14 protein-coding genes are annotated in these 17,796 nt (G+C 55.5%); 6 read left to right on the forward strand and 8 right to left on the reverse strand.

Annotated features, from left to right (window positions below):
• Window positions 1-373 precede the first annotated feature (373 nt).
• The 8 genes from AAC035_RS07285 to AAC035_RS07320 form a co-directional block, all read right to left on the reverse strand.
• A complete protein-coding gene (locus AAC035_RS07285; protein WP_339801909.1) occupies window positions 374-1,288 on the reverse strand; it encodes a pirin family protein in 915 nt (304 codons plus the stop codon).
• Window positions 1,289-1,308: 20 nt separating this feature from the next.
• Window positions 1,309-1,866, reverse strand: a complete 558-nt coding sequence (locus tag AAC035_RS07290; RefSeq protein WP_339801912.1) for an NAD(P)H-dependent oxidoreductase — start codon at window positions 1,864-1,866, stop codon at window positions 1,309-1,311.
• A gap of 415 nt (window positions 1,867-2,281) precedes the next feature.
• Window positions 2,282-3,196 (reverse strand): pirin family protein, encoded by a 915-nt coding sequence (locus AAC035_RS07295; protein ID WP_339801909.1) that lies wholly within the window; start codon window positions 3,194-3,196, stop codon window positions 2,282-2,284.
• A 20-nt stretch (window positions 3,197-3,216) separates the two neighbouring features.
• A complete protein-coding gene (locus tag AAC035_RS07300; protein ID WP_339801912.1) occupies window positions 3,217-3,774 on the reverse strand; it encodes an NAD(P)H-dependent oxidoreductase in 558 nt (185 codons plus the stop codon).
• 307 nt (window positions 3,775-4,081) lie between these two features.
• A complete protein-coding gene (locus AAC035_RS07305; RefSeq protein WP_339801914.1) occupies window positions 4,082-4,903 on the reverse strand; it encodes an SDR family oxidoreductase in 822 nt (273 codons plus the stop codon).
• 115 nt (window positions 4,904-5,018) lie between these two features.
• The gene (locus AAC035_RS07310; RefSeq protein ID WP_339801917.1) at window positions 5,019-6,734 is read right to left on the reverse strand and encodes a protein adenylyltransferase SelO family protein; all 1,716 of its coding nucleotides are present in this window, start codon (window positions 6,732-6,734) and stop codon (window positions 5,019-5,021) included.
• 116 nt (window positions 6,735-6,850) lie between these two features.
• Window positions 6,851-8,305 carry a TrkH family potassium uptake protein gene (locus tag AAC035_RS07315; protein ID WP_339801920.1) on the reverse strand — a complete coding sequence of 485 codons (1,455 nt, stop codon included), beginning with the start codon at window positions 8,303-8,305 and terminating at the stop codon, window positions 6,851-6,853.
• Window positions 8,306-8,307: 2 nt separating this feature from the next.
• The gene (locus tag AAC035_RS07320; RefSeq protein WP_339801922.1) at window positions 8,308-8,622 is read right to left on the reverse strand and encodes a hypothetical protein; all 315 of its coding nucleotides are present in this window, start codon (window positions 8,620-8,622) and stop codon (window positions 8,308-8,310) included.
• Between the two features lie 210 nt (window positions 8,623-8,832).
• Between AAC035_RS07320 and AAC035_RS07325 the strand changes: the two genes are divergently transcribed.
• The 6 genes from AAC035_RS07325 to AAC035_RS07350 form a co-directional block, all read left to right on the forward strand.
• Entirely contained in the window at window positions 8,833-9,486 is a 654-nt protein-coding gene (locus AAC035_RS07325; RefSeq protein ID WP_339801925.1) for a TrkA family potassium uptake protein, read from the forward strand.
• On the forward strand, window positions 9,483-10,853 hold the full coding sequence (locus AAC035_RS07330; protein ID WP_339801927.1) for a TrkH family potassium uptake protein: 1,371 nt from the start codon (window positions 9,483-9,485) through the stop codon (window positions 10,851-10,853). Before AAC035_RS07325 ends, AAC035_RS07330 begins: the two co-directional genes overlap by 4 nt.
• 285 nt (window positions 10,854-11,138) lie before the next feature.
• Entirely contained in the window at window positions 11,139-12,851 is a 1,713-nt protein-coding gene (kdpA, locus tag AAC035_RS07335; RefSeq protein WP_339801929.1) for a potassium-transporting ATPase subunit KdpA, read from the forward strand.
• 64 nt (window positions 12,852-12,915) lie between these two features.
• Window positions 12,916-14,883, forward strand: a complete 1,968-nt coding sequence (gene kdpB, locus AAC035_RS07340; RefSeq protein WP_339801931.1) for a potassium-transporting ATPase subunit KdpB — start codon at window positions 12,916-12,918, stop codon at window positions 14,881-14,883.
• 12 nt (window positions 14,884-14,895) lie between these two features.
• A complete protein-coding gene (gene kdpC, locus AAC035_RS07345) occupies window positions 14,896-15,498 on the forward strand; it encodes a potassium-transporting ATPase subunit KdpC (protein WP_339801933.1) in 603 nt (200 codons plus the stop codon).
• A partial coding sequence (locus AAC035_RS07350; RefSeq protein WP_339801935.1) for a sensor histidine kinase KdpD occupies window positions 15,495-17,796 on the forward strand: 2,302 nt, incomplete at its 3' end. The genes kdpC and AAC035_RS07350, both read left to right, overlap by 4 nt.

A 17,796-nucleotide genomic window follows, 5' to 3' on the forward strand; every position in this document is an offset into this window, starting at 1 on the left:
CACGGCGCGCAAGCTCCAGTTTGACCCTGGACAAAGTTTTGCTGGCAATGCCGTAATAGCGCCCCTCCAAATGAAGGACTCTCCGATCCTAAGACTTCATGGGTTTCAGCAAGATTTCGGACGACGAATTTAGCACTTTGTGTGGAAACCAGAACGAGCGCTCTATTCTAGAATCTACTTTAAGTTTGTTTAGCACTTTTTGTGGACCATGGCAGGTAAGAGACTGATATTAGGTTTTGAAAATTTAGAGTTTTGCGTGGTCGTCCCACTGTTTTATGAAAGAGCAAAACACCAGAATCCACGGCACTGGTCTGGCAATACCCGGAACTGGGAAGTCGCCGGGGCTGCCGGTGACTTACTGGCCAGGCAGCCTTTAAGGTATTGGGATAAATTCCTCTTCATCTCCTGAAACCTTGTCAAACCGTCCCTCGCGCCAATCATTTTTGGCCTGGGCAATACGCTCCTTCCGGGACGATACGAAATTCCATTCAATAAATCGCGGCCCTGCTGGTTCACCTCCTATCAAGACAATGCGGGCATCTTCCGCTGCAGTGATGGATACCCGTTCGCCAGCAGAAACTATCGCCATGCTGTGAGTGAGTAAATTCGTGCCCTCAGCGTCGACAGAGCCCTGAACGACATATACAGCACGCTCTGAAGCGTCGGGCAATTCGAGCACCTGCCCGGCCTTCAGCGAAGCTTCTGCATAAAGTGTTTCGTAAAACTGAAGCACAGGCGATGTGACTCCCCAGGCGCTGCCGATCATTACCCGTACCGGAACCCCATCAACTTCCATTGCAGGAATCTCATGCTCGCGGTAATGATGGAATGAAGGCTCGGTTTCTTCATGCTCGTCAGGCAGAGCCAGCCAGAGCTGAAGTCCGTGGAGGCCATGGTCAACATTGGTTATCTCCGGTCGCTCCCGTTCAGAATGAGCTATGCCCCTTCCCGCCACCATCAGGTTGATGTCACCGGGCCGAATTGGCTGCAAACTACTGACCGAATCCCTATGTAGTATTTCGCCCTCGAACAGGTAGGTTACAGTAGCAATACCTATGTGTGGATGCGGTCGTACGTTGATCCCCTCGCCGGCGGTAAATGTTGCAGGCCCCATCTCATCAAAGAATATCCAGGGGCCAACCATTTTTCTTTTCGCGGTCGGTAACAAACGACGCACGGAAAACCCACCAAGATCTGCGACCCTTGGCGTCAGCAACAACTCGATTGCTTTACAGGGGGCCTGTAAAGCGCTGCATTCCTGCTCTGCTGTTGGAAGTGTGTTGCTCATCGACTTATACCTCAAACTTGTCAGCGTAAGGCTTTCAGGGCTTTCGCCCATCTCGCCAACTCGACGAGCATGGTGTTTGCAGAACTGGTGTGATGATCACTGGCGATAAACTCCCTGTTATTGCCCAAGCTTTCCCAGGGCATCTGAATCATCACCCCTTCTACCATTGGCATCATTTTAACGGCAGTGACTAACTGCTTAGCCAACTGAGCAGATCGCAGGCCGCCGGATACACCGCCGTAACTGACAAAACCACATGGCTTATAGGTCCATTCATTGTAGACGTAATTCAGCGCATTTATGAAAGATGGCGGTGGACAGAAATTGTATTCCGGAATCACGAAAACATAGGCATCCGCGTTATCGACACTCTCCGACCAGGCCTTAGTGTGCTGGTGTTCGAATTTTTGCAGGCGCGGATGGCTGGGTTCGTCGTAAACCGGTAGATTGAAATCGGCAAGGTCTACAAGTTCACTTTCGAATCCACCCTCCTGGTTGGCGAGTGCGTTAAACCACCTGGATATGGACGGGCCGACCCGACCAGGACGAGTGCTGCAGGTAATGGTTTGAAGTTTCATCGCGATATCCTTGGTGATTTTTTGAAGCCCATATTTATTTATAGTTTAGAGCATTTCTCAGGACAGGCCCGGTGTTCACACTGGATGACAAGCTTGTATGACCTGCTCCCTTCAAGCCTAACCGTTTTCGCCTAGGTGTGCGCACTTCTGAGTTGGACGACAAATTCAATACTTTATGTGGAAATTCAAATCGGCTTTTTATTCTGGAATTTACTTTAAGTCTGTTTAGTACTTTGCGTGGAATAAGCCATGTAAATTGTTGATTTGTGGCAGGCGGTGTTTAGTGCTTTCTGTGGTCGTCCAACGGAAACTGTTTTATGAAAGAGCAAAACACCAGAATCCACGGCACTGGTCTGGCAATACCCGGAACTGGGAAGTCGCCGGGGCTGCCGGTGACTTACTGGCCAGGCAGCCTTTAAGGTATTGGGATAAATTCCTCTTCATCTCCTGAAACCTTGTCAAACCGTCCCTCGCGCCAATCATTTTTGGCCTGGGCAATACGCTCCTTCCGGGACGATACGAAATTCCATTCAATAAATCGCGGCCCTGCTGGTTCACCTCCTATCAAGACAATGCGGGCATCTTCCGCTGCAGTGATGGATACCCGTTCGCCAGCAGAAACTATCGCCATGCTGTGAGTGAGTAAATTCGTGCCCTCAGCGTCGACAGAGCCCTGAACGACATATACAGCACGCTCTGAAGCGTCGGGCAATTCGAGCACCTGCCCGGCCTTCAGCGAAGCTTCTGCATAAAGTGTTTCGTAAAACTGAAGCACAGGCGATGTGACTCCCCAGGCGCTGCCGATCATTACCCGTACCGGAACCCCATCAACTTCCATTGCAGGAATCTCATGCTCGCGGTAATGATGGAATGAAGGCTCGGTTTCTTCATGCTCGTCAGGCAGAGCCAGCCAGAGCTGAAGTCCGTGGAGGCCATGGTCAACATTGGTTATCTCCGGTCGCTCCCGTTCAGAATGAGCTATGCCCCTTCCCGCCACCATCAGGTTGATGTCACCGGGCCGAATTGGCTGCAAACTACTGACCGAATCCCTATGTAGTATTTCGCCCTCGAACAGGTAGGTTACAGTAGCAATACCTATGTGTGGATGCGGTCGTACGTTGATCCCCTCGCCGGCGGTAAATGTTGCAGGCCCCATCTCATCAAAGAATATCCAGGGGCCAACCATTTTTCTTTTCGCGGTCGGTAACAAACGACGCACGGAAAACCCACCAAGATCTGCGACCCTTGGCGTCAGCAACAACTCGATTGCTTTACAGGGGGCCTGTAAAGCGCTGCATTCCTGCTCTGCTGTTGGAAGTGTGTTGCTCATCGACTTATACCTCAAACTTGTCAGCGTAAGGCTTTCAGGGCTTTCGCCCATCTCGCCAACTCGACGAGCATGGTGTTTGCAGAACTGGTGTGATGATCACTGGCGATAAACTCCCTGTTATTGCCCAAGCTTTCCCAGGGCATCTGAATCATCACCCCTTCTACCATTGGCATCATTTTAACGGCAGTGACTAACTGCTTAGCCAACTGAGCAGATCGCAGGCCGCCGGATACACCGCCGTAACTGACAAAACCACATGGCTTATAGGTCCATTCATTGTAGACGTAATTCAGCGCATTTATGAAAGATGGCGGTGGACAGAAATTGTATTCCGGAATCACGAAAACATAGGCATCCGCGTTATCGACACTCTCCGACCAGGCCTTAGTGTGCTGGTGTTCGAATTTTTGCAGGCGCGGATGGCTGGGTTCGTCGTAAACCGGTAGATTGAAATCGGCAAGGTCTACAAGTTCACTTTCGAATCCACCCTCCTGGTTGGCGAGTGCGTTAAACCACCTGGATATGGACGGGCCGACCCGACCAGGACGAGTGCTGCAGGTAATGGTTTGAAGTTTCATCGCGATATCCTTGGTGATTTTTTGAAGCCCATATTTATTTATAGTTTAGAGCATTTCTCAGGACAGGCCCGGTGTTCACACTGGATGACAAGCTTGTATGACCTGCTCCCTTCAAGCCTAACCGTTTTCGCCTAGGTGTGCGCACTTCTGAGTTGGACGACAAATTCAATACTTTATGTGGAAATTCAAATCGGCTTTTTATTCTGGAATTTACTTTAAGTCTGTTTAGTACTTTGCGTGGAATAAGCCATGTAAATTGTTGATTTGTGGCAGGCGGTGTTTAGTGCTTTCTGTGGTCGTCCACGCACTACAGCCGGTAATAAGCCCGCAAAGCCCGCTCGAAGAGCGAAATGGGCAGAATCAGCCGAAGACTGATCAGAAAGCGCTGGCTCGCGGAGCCAACGGTCGTGCAAAGAGGTGGCGATTTGCTGGCAATCAGTTGCCCTAGCCGTTTCGCCACTGTTTCCGGTGAAGGGCCGTTGGCCTCATCCTGCTCCATGATCTCCAGTGCTGTTTCAAAAGCCCGGGTATTCGGTGAACCCTCTGGCGGTGGAATCTTTTTACGGTTCACTGTGAAGCTGGTCTTTAAGTCCCCGGGGCGGATCACAACGACACTGATACCATAAGCCCCGATTTCACCTCGCAGCGCTTGTGAAAACCCTTCCACCGCGAATTTACTGGCGCTGTAAAAACTCTGAAAGGGAATACCGACAACGCCGGCCATAGAGCTGATGTTCACGATAAGCCCGCTGCCCTGCCTGCGCATGAGTGGGATAACCGCACGGCACACCCGGACCGTTCCCAGAAAATTCGTGTCCAGCTGCAAGTGCGCCTCGGTAGTCATCGTATCTTCGACTGTCCCGGCCAGGCCGTAACCTGCGTTGTTAACAAGGACATCCAGTCGCCCTTCAATCTGTTCGACGTATTCGATAGCCTTTGCAATCGACGCCTCGTCCGTTACGTCCATGGGCAGAAGACGAAATCCTCCGTCATCTGCCGCGGCAGGCGCCACATTGGGGTCCATGGCGAGCCGGCTAGTGCCGTAGACCCGGTAACCCTTGTGATGCAGATGTGAGGCGCATGCTTTACCAATACCCGAAGAAGCACCGGTAATCAGGACAACCTTCATGTGCCACCATCCCTTACCGCTCTCGGAAACAGAGCCAGGCTAAAAACTGAAGCAAATAACCGTTTGGTGTTCAGCATTTGGTGTGCCTGACCTAGTGACCGCGTGCCGGAGCCTTTCACGATGAGCAGCTGTAATGCGACGATCCACCAAGCTCAAAGAGCTCCGGCGGCTTCAGTCGGTAGTATTTGTTCTCTACGTCTTCCGATTGCTCGGCGTATGGCTGCGTCATCACGTCCTGCAGTTCTCGCAGCAAGGCGTAGTCACCCGCTGCCGCTTGCTGGTAGGCAGGCACAACGAACCACTCCCGCAAACTGAACTTCGGGTTGATAAGCTTCATCTGACTGGCAATCTCCTCACGGGCACCAGGTTCAATGCGCGATTGCCAGTTCGAGAGCCACGCTGACCAGCGCCGGTCCAGCCCTTCGGGGTCTGCCGCATAGGTCGGGCCTTTGTAGAAGCTCTTCCTGAGCGGCTCAATATCATCTGGCAGCGACGAGAGCTCCCGGAAGAACATGGTGTAATCAACGGTCGTTTGCATCATCAGCGTTGCCAGCTCACGGAACAAAGCCTCATCAAAAGCATCAAGTCCAAGCTTGGCAGCCCACATTTTCTCCATTTGCGCTTGCATCACCTCTGGGAAATCACTGTGAATCTCCTCCAGCTGCCGCAAACAGTCTGGATGCGCTGCCAGCAACGGCTGCACCGCCGAACAAAACGAATGGAAGTTGCGCTCGGCCGCTGTGGGTTGATTGAGGAACGCGAAGTGACGCCCGCCACCCGTCCAGGGTTGGTACTGCGGATCAAACACATCGCAGAATCCGAAGGGTCCGTAGTCGAGTGTGAAGCCGCCCGCCGCACAGTTGTCGCTATTGAAGTTACCCTGGCAGTAGCCGACGCGGATCCAGTTCGCCACCAGTGACGTCAGTCGGCTGCGGAATTCATGTGCCAGCACCACCACTTTATCGGCGGTGGCCAGTGACTGGTCGATAACGTCACCGTACTCACGATCGATCAGGTGCAAGACGAGCTTCTCGAGCTCCTCCATCGCCTGTGGGTGTTCCTGCTTGCGGGCCCGACGTCCAAAGAGTTCGAGCTGCCCTACCCGAATGAACGACGGCGCAACACGCGTAGAGATGGCAACTGGCTCGGATACAAGAATATCGGGATCCATTGAGCGTGAACCCTCCGAATACCACGGGCGCCTGACCTGCTCGGTCTTCGACACATAAAGACTCAGAGACCGTGACGTGGGCACGCCAAGCGCGTGCATATGCTCCTGGGCCAGGAACTCCCGTACACTGGATCTCAGCACGGCCCGGCCGTCTCCGCCGCGGCAATAGGGTGTGCGCCCTGCCCCTTTCAACTGCATTTCCCAACGCTGCCCGTTGATGACAGCCTCGAGCACCGAAATAGCGCGACCGTCGCCGTAGCCATTGCCGGTCTGGAACGGGCATTGCTGGTAGAACTCGGTGCCATAGATGGAAAGTGCGTAGCCACAGGCCCAGCCGACGTTGCGCAGGGGCTCCGGAACCCGGGACAAGTCGCCGGAGAACATACGGACGAAGTCGCTGGACTGCGCCATGCTGTCGGAGAAACCCAGGTCGTGAAACAGATTTTGCCCATGCGCAACGTATTCGGGGTTTTCGATGGGCGTGGGATTGACCGGTACATAGTGGCCCGAGAAGACTTGTCGTGGCGCGTGGTCAGCTCCGTTTGCTTTCCCCTCAGGATCGCTGTTGAGCGTGTCCATGAGCGAATAGTCTGCCAACGTTGCGAGATCGTCGAGGGTCGCGACAGTTGTGGGCATTTCCCGGTGGCGTCGCGTTATCATAGGGACTCCTGTTGCGTTGGTTTGATCGACTTTGCCGTCAGTCAGGTCAGTTTACGCTTCCTATTTTTCATAGACACCTGATTCACGGATACAGACAGCCTTCAAACCACCCCGCCTCAACTCCGCCAGAACTGTGGGGAGAACATGACAAACACACTCAGAAGCTCCAGCCGCCCCAGTAACATCGCAATCATCAGCACCCATTTCGCCGTATCCGGCAACGGCTGAAAGTTTCCGGCCGGGCCAATGGTGTCACCCAGCCCTGGTCCCACGTTTGCCAGCGCGGTGGCTGCGCCGGTCAGACTTGTGGTCAGATCAAGCCCCAATAGCGCCAGTGCTGATGCTACGACAGCGAGTGTCGCCAGAAAGATGAACGAGAATGCGACGCTGGATGCGACTATTTCATCGCTGATGAGGCGCCCGTTGTAATGTCTGGCGAAGACGGCACTTGGATGTAACAGCCGACGGACCTGCTCGCGTAAAAGCAGCATGGACAGCTGAAACCGAAAGATCTTCATGCCACCGCTTGTAGATCCTGAGCAGCCACCCACAAAGGTCAGAAAGAAGAACAGCACCACCACAAACGGTCCCCACAGAGAATAGTCCTGGGAGGCATAACCTGTTGTCGTGACCACTGACGTGACATTGAACAAGGCGTGCACGAAGGCATCCAGTGGCATGGCCCCGTCGTTCACTACCCGGTAAAGCGCGATGATCAGTGCTATCAGGAGCAGAAACTTGAGAAAGAAATGGATTTGCTGATCTCTTAAGAGTGGCTGGGCCTGCCCGTTCAGAAGCCTGACAAAGAGAAAGAACGGAATGCCACCAAGCATCATGAAGACAGACGATGCAAACAGAATGGAAAGCTGATGATACTGCCCCATCGAGCTGTCTGACGTGGAATAGCCTCCGGTCGAGACCGTCGTCAGCGCATGGTTGAGCGCATTGAACAGATCCATGCCCAGCAACCAGTAAACGCAAAGGCAGCTGACGGTCAATATCAGATAACTGAATACCAGCCCCCGCGCCAGGTTATTGGTTCGTGGTAAAGCCTTTTCGGTCCATTCCGACGATTCTGTTGCAAACAATCGCATACCACCAATTCTAAGAAATGGCAGTATCGCCACAGCCATGCCAATGATGCCTATTCCGCCCATCCACTGCATGATTGAACGCCACAGTAAAATATCATCTGGTAAAACATCGAGGCCGGTCAGGATAGTGGAGCCGGTTGTTGTGACTCCGGAAATACTTTCAAAAAAAGCATCCGTAATACTCAGGTCAAGATCGCTTAACAGCAGCGGCAGGCTCGAGAACAGCGGGATTACAACCCAGGCTGAAACAGTAAGGATGAACATTTGCCGTTGCTTGAGCGCGTGCCGTTCCCGGCCGACGCTGAAGAAGCAGAGCAAGCCAACGCCAAAACAGATGCTTGCTGACTTCACAAAGGCCAGCCAGTCTGGCGTGTCACCAAACATCAGAAGATTGACCGGCAGTGTCATCATAAAACTCAGAAGAATCAGCAGGAACCCGAGAATCTGAATGACCGGTCGCACATTGATCAGAGCCATGGTCAGCATCGCCCGGACCTCGAACGCACCGCTTTTACCGCAACAATAGCAATGACCGCTGCGGTTAACTGAACGTAGGTTGTAAGACCTGCATAGAGGAAATCGGCTTTCGAGTGAAAACTCAGAAATTCATCGGGAATGGCCGCTAACGTCGCGAAACCAGATATCAAAAGTCCCCACCTGGCGCCATAAACCCAGGCAAAGAAAACCACTGGCGTCAGGTACGGAAAAATGGACACCACCGGCTGCGAAGCCTGTCGGTTTGCAATGGCCAGAAATCCAAGCCACGCAAAAGCGAGGGCAATATGGCCAATCATGCTCTGATTCAATCTAAATGGCCTCAGGTCGTAAACCGGTTTCAGGTTGGATGATTTAAGCAAAACACATATCTGGAGATTTTAGGACGGGGGACGATCAAATTTTACGGTATTTTTACGGGGCTGAAAGCGATCCTCTGGCGAGACTGTGCGACCATAGTTTGCGATAGCATTGCCCCGTGCTCATTATGCTCAGGAGACACAAGGTTGATGATAAAAAAACAGCAATTCATTGTTATTGGTCTTGGTGTTTTTGGGGCGACGATTGCCAGAGAGCTCACTCGTCTTGGCCACGAGGTTCTCGGAATTGATTCGGATGAGCAGCGTGTTGATCGTCTGGCAGAGGATATTACACACGCCGTAATTGCCGATGTAACCGATGAAAATTCTCTTCCGGCCTTGAATGCGGGTAGCTACGACGCTGCCGTGGTTGCAATTGGCAGGAACGTTGAAGCCACCATGCTTGCAACCCTGCAGCTACGGGAGCTCGGTCTCACAAAAGTATGGGCCAAGGCACTGACGAACCAGCATCACCGAATTCTCCAGCGACTGGGGGCCACGCGGATCATCGCACCCGAGCATGAAATGGGTATCCGGATCTCCCAGGAATTGAATTATCCCATGGTGCATGATTACTTGGGGCTGGATGACGACTATTTTATCGTCGACTTTCATACGACCGAAGATCTGGCCAACAAGACCATTGGTGATCTGATCGGCGACGCCCCTGTTGAAGCCCTGGTTGTAAAGCGGACGCGGGAGGCCCACTCTCACCCCGAGCACACATGGAAAATACGGAGCGGAGACCGACTTGTTCTGGGCGGTCAGTTGGATGATCTTAGAGAACTCGTCAACCGCTTATGAAAGCACATTTTCTGGATCTGGTGTCCTATCGCCGTTCGGACACGGGGTTACATCGTGCTCGCCGAATCAACCCTCCCCGACTGTTGCTCGAAGCCTTTCTGGTTTTAATTGGTATCGGCGCCTGTCTATTGAAGCTGCCCTTTGCAACGGTTGAACCCATCACCTGGATGGAAGCGGCATTTACCGCCACCTCAGCCGTCACCGTTACCGGACTGGTGGTTGTCGACACGGGCAGCCAATTCACCATGTTTGGTCAACTGGTGATTCTGGCTCTGATTCAGCTTGGTGGTCTTGGGTTGATGACGTTTGCCGTGCTGACGGCACTGGCCCTGGGATTCAAGCTCAGACTGCAACACCAACTCGTCGCTCAGGAGGCCTTCAACGAAATCTCACTTCAGACCGCCCGAAGAGCCGGAGGTTCTATTGCGCTCTTCGCACTGACAGCTGAAGCCCTTGGAATTGGTCTTCTCGGTCTGTTTTTTGTGCCGGAACGGGGCTGGGCTGAAGGATTGTATCAAGCGCTGTTCTACACAATTTCCGCCTTCAACAATGCTGGCTTTGCGTTATCGCCGGACAGCCTCTCGGCTTACGTTAACCACCCCGGTATCAGTCTGTCAGTGACGGCCTTGTTCGTTACCGGTGGACTGGGGTACATCGTGATTATGGAGGTCGTGGACAAACGTTGCTGGTCGCGGTTGTCGGTTTACGTCAAAGTGATATTGCTGGCCACCCTGCTCCTGAATGTGATCGCCACGGCAAGCATACTGCTTCTGGAATTTGGTAACCCGGCAACCCTGGGCGCTCTCGACAGCTTCGGGGATAAACTTCTGGCCGCCTGGTTTCAGGGGGTCACGCCTCGAACAGCCGGCTTCAACACCCTCGATATTGGTGCCTTGACGGCCGGAACCAGTGTGTTGATGCTGCTGCTCATGTTCATCGGTGGAGCTCCCAACTCCACCGCCAGTGGTATCAAGATCTCAACCTTCGTGATCCTTATTGCGACAACCCGGTCTTTTCTCCGGGGTAACCTGAACGTCAGCTTCTTTCGACGCTCCCTGGGGAGAGAAACGGTGCTCAAGGCCCTGGCGACTGCCACGATCGGCATGGCGGTGGTCTTTGTGGCTGTATTGACATTGAGTATTCTGGTGGAGGACGATTTTCTCAATATCGCCTTTGAGGTAGTCTCCGCATTCGGAACCGTTGGGCTGTCCCGTGGCACAACCGGTGAGCTTGGCACTACCGGCCAACTCGTGATCATGGCCGTGATGCTGATTGGCCGCCTCGGCCCTCTCACTCTGGGCTACACTCTGACCGTTCGGCGCAAATCCCACGTGCGCTATGCCAGGACCGAATTCCCCGTCGGCTGAATCTGATGGGGTAGTGCCCCCACCTGATTTTAACGATCTTTTTACGGCCAACTCCTGATTTGGTCATCGAATTTTTACACTCTGCCCCCGCACCATAGAGACACACTCACTGAAGGAGTACGAGCGTGTCCACTTTCCTTTTAGTTGTTTCTGTCGCGGTTGGCGTCTACCTGGTCGCCGCCCTGCTCTGGCCTGAGAGGTTCTGACCATGGCACTGATCGGTATTGGCATCATTCTTGGGCTGTTTGGCCTGTGTTTCCTGTTCATTGATCTGGAGGAACGGCTGTGAACGAGGTCATCATTATCTATGCGGTCACGCTCCTGCTGGCGTGGCCATTAGGCAAGTACATTGCCGGCGTGTTTTCCGGCGACAGAGGTGCTGGCGGAGCGATCTTTCTGCCGGTTGAGAACGGCCTGTATCGTTTGTTTGGCGTCAATCCCACCCAGGCAATGAGCTGGCAGGGGTACGGCAAAGCGCTGCTGAAGCTGCATCTGGTACTGGTACTGATCGTGTTCGGGCTGTTGATGGCCCAGGGTTTCCTGTTCCTGAACCCTGACCGTATTGACGGAATGAGCTGGGATCTTGCCCTGCACACAGCCGTCTCGTTTCTCACCAATACCAACCAGCAACATTATTCCGGGCAGGCACAGCTCAGCTATCTTGCCCACACCTTCGGGATCGTGACGCTCCAGGTGGTCACGCCCGCGGCGGGTATGGCGGCGCTGGTTGCCATTGTCCGCACCCTCTTCGGTCGTTCAGACAATAAACCCAAGCCCTCTGCTGACGGCCGGGTGTCTGTCGGCAATTTCTATGAGGACCTGACCCGCGCGATTGTGCGCGTGATGCTGCCTGTGGCGGTGGTGGTTGCGCTGATCATTGCATCCCAGGGGGTCCCGAACAGCTACGTGGGTGCTCAGACGGCTACCCCGCTGGACCAAACGGTGGCGATGTCTGAACAGAACATTCCCATCGGGCCTGTCGCTCCCATGGTGGCTATCAAGCAGGTCGGCACCAACGGCGGCGGCTGGTATGGCCCTAACTCCAGCGTGCCACTGGAAAACCCGACGCCTGTGAGCAACTTCCTTCAGACGGTGTCTATCGTTCTTATTCCTGCTGCCATGGTCTTCGCCCTCGGATTCATGACCGGCCGTCGTCGTCTGTCGATGGTGGTGATGGGGGTCATGGTGGTGATGTCGGTGTCGCTTACGTCCGTCGCCATCTGGTCAGAGAACCAGCCCAATGCCGCATTCGCTGGCCTTGCCGCGGAAGGGCCCAACCTTGAGGGCAAGGAAGTCCGTTTCGGGGCCACGGCTACCGCGCTGTGGGGCAGCTGGACCACCCAGACATCCAACGGCTCGGTGAACGGCATGCACGACAGCTTCAACCCCATTGGCGGCATGATTCCGATGATCGACATGTTCATCAACGTCACCTTCGGGGGTATTGGCGTCGGGCTGATCGGTTATCTCCTGTTTCTGCTATTGGCCGCGTTCCTGGGCTCGCTGATGATCGGGCGTGCACCGGAAATCGCCGGCAAGGCCCTGGAAACCAGGGAAATGAAGCTGGTGTGTATCGCCCTGCTGATTCAGCCACTGCTGATCCTGGGATTCAGCGCGATCACTGTGGCTTTCCCGGCGCTGACCGGTAACTCAAACCCCGGCTTCCATGGCATCAGTCAGGTGATTTACGAGTACACCTCAGCGTTTGCCAACAATGGCTCGGGTTTCGAGGGTCTTGGCGATGATTCCGTATGGTGGAACGTCACCTGCGCCGTCAACCTCGCACTGGGTCGTTTCATTCCAATCCTGGCGCCACTGGCGGTTGCTGCGTCCCTTGCTGCCAAGCGTTCCGCCCCGGAAGGCCGCGGCAGTCTCAGTATCGATACGCCTACCTTCGGCCTGATGACCCTGGCGGTGATTGTGATGTTTACCCTGCTGAGCTTTATGCCGGTGCTGATTCTCGGCCCGATCGCTGAAGCCCTGGCTCTGATGTCCTGATTGGAGAACGATGATGTCTCAAGAAACCCGAAATGACTCCGTTTCGCCCAAGGCAGGCGATGTTATGAGGCAGTCCCTGCTACGGCTTTCCCCGAAGCACCTGGCCCGCAACCCGGTCATGCTGGTGGTTGGAGTCGGCACCCTGGTCACTGGTCTGCTGGGCATAACGCACCTTGTTCAGGGCGAGCCTGCGGCGCTTGATTTCGCTATCTGCGGAATTCTGCTGTTCACCGTACTGTTCGCCAACGGGGCGGAATCCGTTGCGGAAGCGCGGGGCAAGGCCCAGGCTGGAGCCCTCAGGGCAACCCGGAAGGACCTGAAGGCCCGCAAACTGGATGGCGACCAGCAAAATGAGGTCGCCGCGACCGACCTGCGTCGGGGCGATCGGGTGGTGGTGAAACCCAACGAGTTGATACCGGCAGATGGTGAAATTGTCGTTGGCGCCGCGACCATCAACGAATCAGCGGTGACCGGTGAATCGGCACCCGTGCTCCGGGAGGCGGGCACCGACAACAGTGGTGTCAGTGCCGGTACCAAGGTGCTGTCAGACGAGATCGTGATTGAAGTCACGGTCGACCCCGGCAACTCCCTGTTGGACCGGATGATTGCCCTCGTTGAAGGTGCCAAACGGCAGAAAACTCCGAGCGAGCTGGCGCTGTCAGTGCTACTGGCCGCCATGACGCTGGTCTTCCTGATTGTGGTGGTCACGCTGGTGCCCTTTGCCGGTTTTGTTGGCTCCTATCCTTCGTTCTCTGTGCTGGTCGCACTGCTGGTATGTCTGATCCCGACCACCATCGGCGGCCTGCTGCCAGCCATCGGAATCGCTGGCATGGATCGTGCCATGCGGGCAAACGTGATTGCCAAATCCGGTAAGGCGGTTGAAGTGGCGGGCTCTATCGACACCCTGCTTCTGGACAAAACCGGCACTATTACCCTGGGTGATAGGAAAGCCACGGCTTTTGAAACCGTTCAGGGGGTTGATCCCGGAGCGTTACGGGATGCGGCATTGCTGACATCCCTGGCGGATCCCACCCCGGAAGGCAAGTCCGTCGTCGCCCTGGCGAGAGACAAAGGGTCTGTAGCCGAAGCAGTAGAAGGTACCGAGTTCATAAAATTTTCGGCTAACACCCGTATGTCCGGCGTTGACTTGCCCGATGGTCGAACGCTCCGAAAGGGCGCCATCGACGCAATTCGCAAGTTGGTTACGGATAATGGAGGGCAATACCCCCAGCAAACCGATCGTCTGGTTGAGCGGGTCGCAAAAAATGGCGCCACGCCTCTGGTGGTCGCCGATGGCAATCGTGTGCTGGGTGTTATCGCCCTGTCAGATGTCATTAAAACCGGCATCAAGGAGCGGTTCGCGAAACTGCGGGAAATGGGTGTGAAGACGGTGATGATTACCGGCGACAACCCGATCACAGCAGCCGCCATCGCGGCGGAAGCGGGCGTCGATGATTTCGTCGCCGAAGCCACGCCGGAGCAGAAGCTGGACATTATTCGCAAGGAACAGGCGGAAGGCCGGATGGTGGCAATGATGGGCGACGGCACCAACGATGCCCCGGCCCTGGCACAGGCGGATCTTGGCCTGGCCATGAACTCCGGGACTCAGGCGGCCCGTGAAGCCGGCAATATGGTGGATCTGGATTCAGACCCCGGCAAACTGCTGGAGGTGGTGGAAATTGGCAAGCAACTGCTGATCACCCGCGGCTCGCTCACCACCTTCTCCCTCGCCAACGACGTGGCCAAATACTTCGCCATTCTTCCGGCACTGTTCGTAGGAAGTCTGCCGGCACTCGATGTGCTCAATATATTGAACCTGTCGAACCCGATGAACGCTGTGCTGGCAGCCACCATTTTTAACGCGCTGATCATCCCCGCCCTGATTCCGTTTGCCCTCAAAGGCGTGAGTTATAAACCGGCCAGCGCCACCCAGCTGCTGCGCCGTAACCTGCTGATCTTTGGTTTAGGGGGCCTGCTACTGCCCTTCCCGGCCATCAAGGTGTTGGATCTCATGCTTTCTGTTGCATTGTAAGGAGATAAAGAAATGGCTGATTCAAAATCTGAAACTGTCTCGCGTTCAGCGTCATGGCTGTCCGCCGTGAGGACCGCGATTGTTCTGATACTCCTGTGTGGTGGGTTATACCCCCTTCTGGTGACGACGGCAGGCAAGGTCATGTTTCCCCATGAAGCCCTTGGAAGCATGATCATCGTGGATGATGTGGTGGTAGGCTCGGAATTGGTTGGACAACCCTTTAACGCCCCGGAATACTTCCATGGGCGGCCTTCGGCAGCGGACTACGATCCGTTCTCAGTGGGCGGTTCCAACTATGCCGCCAGCAACCCGGATCTGCGCGACCGTGTAGAGGGGGATTCCAGAGCAATCGCAGCGCGGGAGGGTGTTCGACCCGACACCATTCCTGCGGACCTGCTGGCGGCTTCCGGTTCCGGCATTGATCCCCATATTTCACCTGAATCCGCTCGATTGCAGGCGGAACGTGTGGCGACCGCCCGGGATATCCCCGCCTCTCAGGTCGTCGAGCTGATTGCACGGTACACTGAGGGGCCCACATTGGGTATTTTCGGCCAGCCCAGGGTCAATGTCCTGCGGATTAATCTGGCACTGGATGGCAAGGAGACAGTTGATTGAATACCGGCGACCACAATCGCCCCAACCCGGATGCGCTTCTGAAAACTCAGGAGCGCGAAACCGGAGGCGGGCTGAAGGTATTTCTGGGGGCAGCACCCGGGGTTGGTAAAACCTGTCAGATGCTCCAGGCAGCCCACGAGCTTCACCGGCAGGGTGTGGATGTGGTTATCGGCGTGGCCGAAACTCACGGCCGCGAGGAAACCGTGGCCCTGCGTGAGGGCCTGGAGCAACTACCGCCAAAAGAAATCGAATACGCTGGCAAGACGTTCCGGGAATTCGATCTGGACGCGGCACTCAGGCGCAAACCAGAGGTCCTGCTGGTGGATGAACTGGCCCACCGGAATATACCGGGTACCCGCCATACCCGCCGGTACCAGGACATCGAGGAGCTACTGGACCAGGATATTACGGTCTGGACGGCAATCAATATCCAGCATCTGGAAAGCCTCTCGGATGTAGTGGCAGGAATCACCGGTGTACGCATGCAGGAAACCGTGCCGGATTTAATCCTGGAGCGGGCCCGGGACATTGTGCTGGTGGACCTGACGCCCTCGGAGCTGCTGGAACGCCTGAGACAGGGCAAGGTTTATGTGCCCGAACAGGCCCGCGCCACCATGGATGGCTATTTTTCCTCCTCAAACCTGTCGGCCCTGCGGGAGCTGGCGGTCCAGGCAATCGCCGAACGCCTGGACGCCGATGTCCGCGAGAACATGCAGTCCCGGGGAATTGAGGGGCCGTGGCACATCCGGTCACGGATGCTGGTTGCGGTGGATGGCTCGGGACAGGGCGAAACCCTGGTACGGGCCGGGCGGCGCATAGCCGATCGCCGCAAATCACCCTGGACGGTGGTCACCGTGGATAGCGGTCGTGCGGGTCCTGAGGAGCGCCAGCGCCTGGAGAAGGTCTTAGACCTGGCTTCCAGGCTGGGTGCGGAAATCAGGACACTTCGCGGTTACGACGTGGTGGCCGAAATTCTGGCCTTCGCCAAAGAGCAGAACGTTACTACATTGATTCTGGGCCGCTCCCACAACCGCTGGTGGCATTTCAGGAAATCCACCAGCAGGCACCTGCTGAAGCAGGCCGAAGCCTTTGAGGTGACGTTTATTCCGGTGCCTCGCAAACAACGCCGGCAGCTAAATGGAGCTTCGGGCAAGCGTGCACCATGGAGCGATTATGCCTGGGCGGTTGCCGGCGTCGGAGCCGCAACGCTGGTGGCCATGGGGCTTCAGAATGCTCTGCCGCTGGGTAACCTGTCCCTGATTTTTCTGACCTCGGTACTCTGGATCGCCTCCCGTACCGGTATTCGTCCTGCCTTGTTCGCAGCTGCACTGAGTTTCCTGACCTATAATTTTTTCTTTACGGAGCCGCGACTGACGTTCCACATGGCCGATACGGATGAGCTGCTGACGGTGGTGTTCTTCCTCATCATTGCGGTCAGTGGCGGCAACCTGGCAGGCAGGCTCAGAGACCAGGTTCAGATGCTGCGAGCCTCCAATGACCTGACTGATGCACATCTGGAGTTTACCCGCCGTCTGGCCTCGGCTCCGGATATCACATCGGTGCAACATGAGGCCATCGAAACCCTCTATGCTCAACTGAAGCTAGCCCTGGTGATTGTCCAGAAATGTCCTGACAATGGTGAACTGGAAGTAGTCGCCAGGGGCGGCCCGAACCAGCCTCTCAATGAAGCCGCATACTCGGCGATGGAATGGGCGATACGCAATGGAAAGCCCAGCGGCGCGTACTCGGACACCCTGAACAGCCTGCCGTGGCGTTTCGAACCTGTTGAGGCCGATGAGGAGGTCTACGCGGTATTGGGTTTGTGGGTAAATGACATGACACCGGATTACTATCGCGGGCTGGCGATCGGCGTTTACGTGCACCAATTGGGCCTGGCCTGGTTTCGAACCCGGCTGGCCGCCAATCTTTCCGCCTCACGGGTGGCCGAAGAAACCGAACGGCTGCGCTCTGCCCTGCTTTCCTCAATATCCCACGATCTTCGCACACCGCTGGCATCCATGATTGGGTCAGCGAGCACGCTCAAGTCAATGTCAGACCGGCTGTCAGAGGAGGATCGGGACAGTCTGCTGGATTCCGTTCTTGGCGAGGGTGAGCGGCTGGATCGCTATATCCGTAATCTGCTCGACATGACCAAACTCGGCCACGGCACCCTCAAGATCGAACGAGACTGGATTGCCCTCACCGACATTCTGTCGTCGGCTCTCAGGCGTACCAGAACATTGATGGCCAGGGTCCAGGTAGAGCGGGATGTGGCTGAAGACCTGCCGTTGCTCTTCG

Source organism: uncultured Marinobacter sp. (assembly GCF_963974375.1).
Taxonomy (GTDB): domain Bacteria; phylum Pseudomonadota; class Gammaproteobacteria; order Pseudomonadales; family Oleiphilaceae; genus Marinobacter.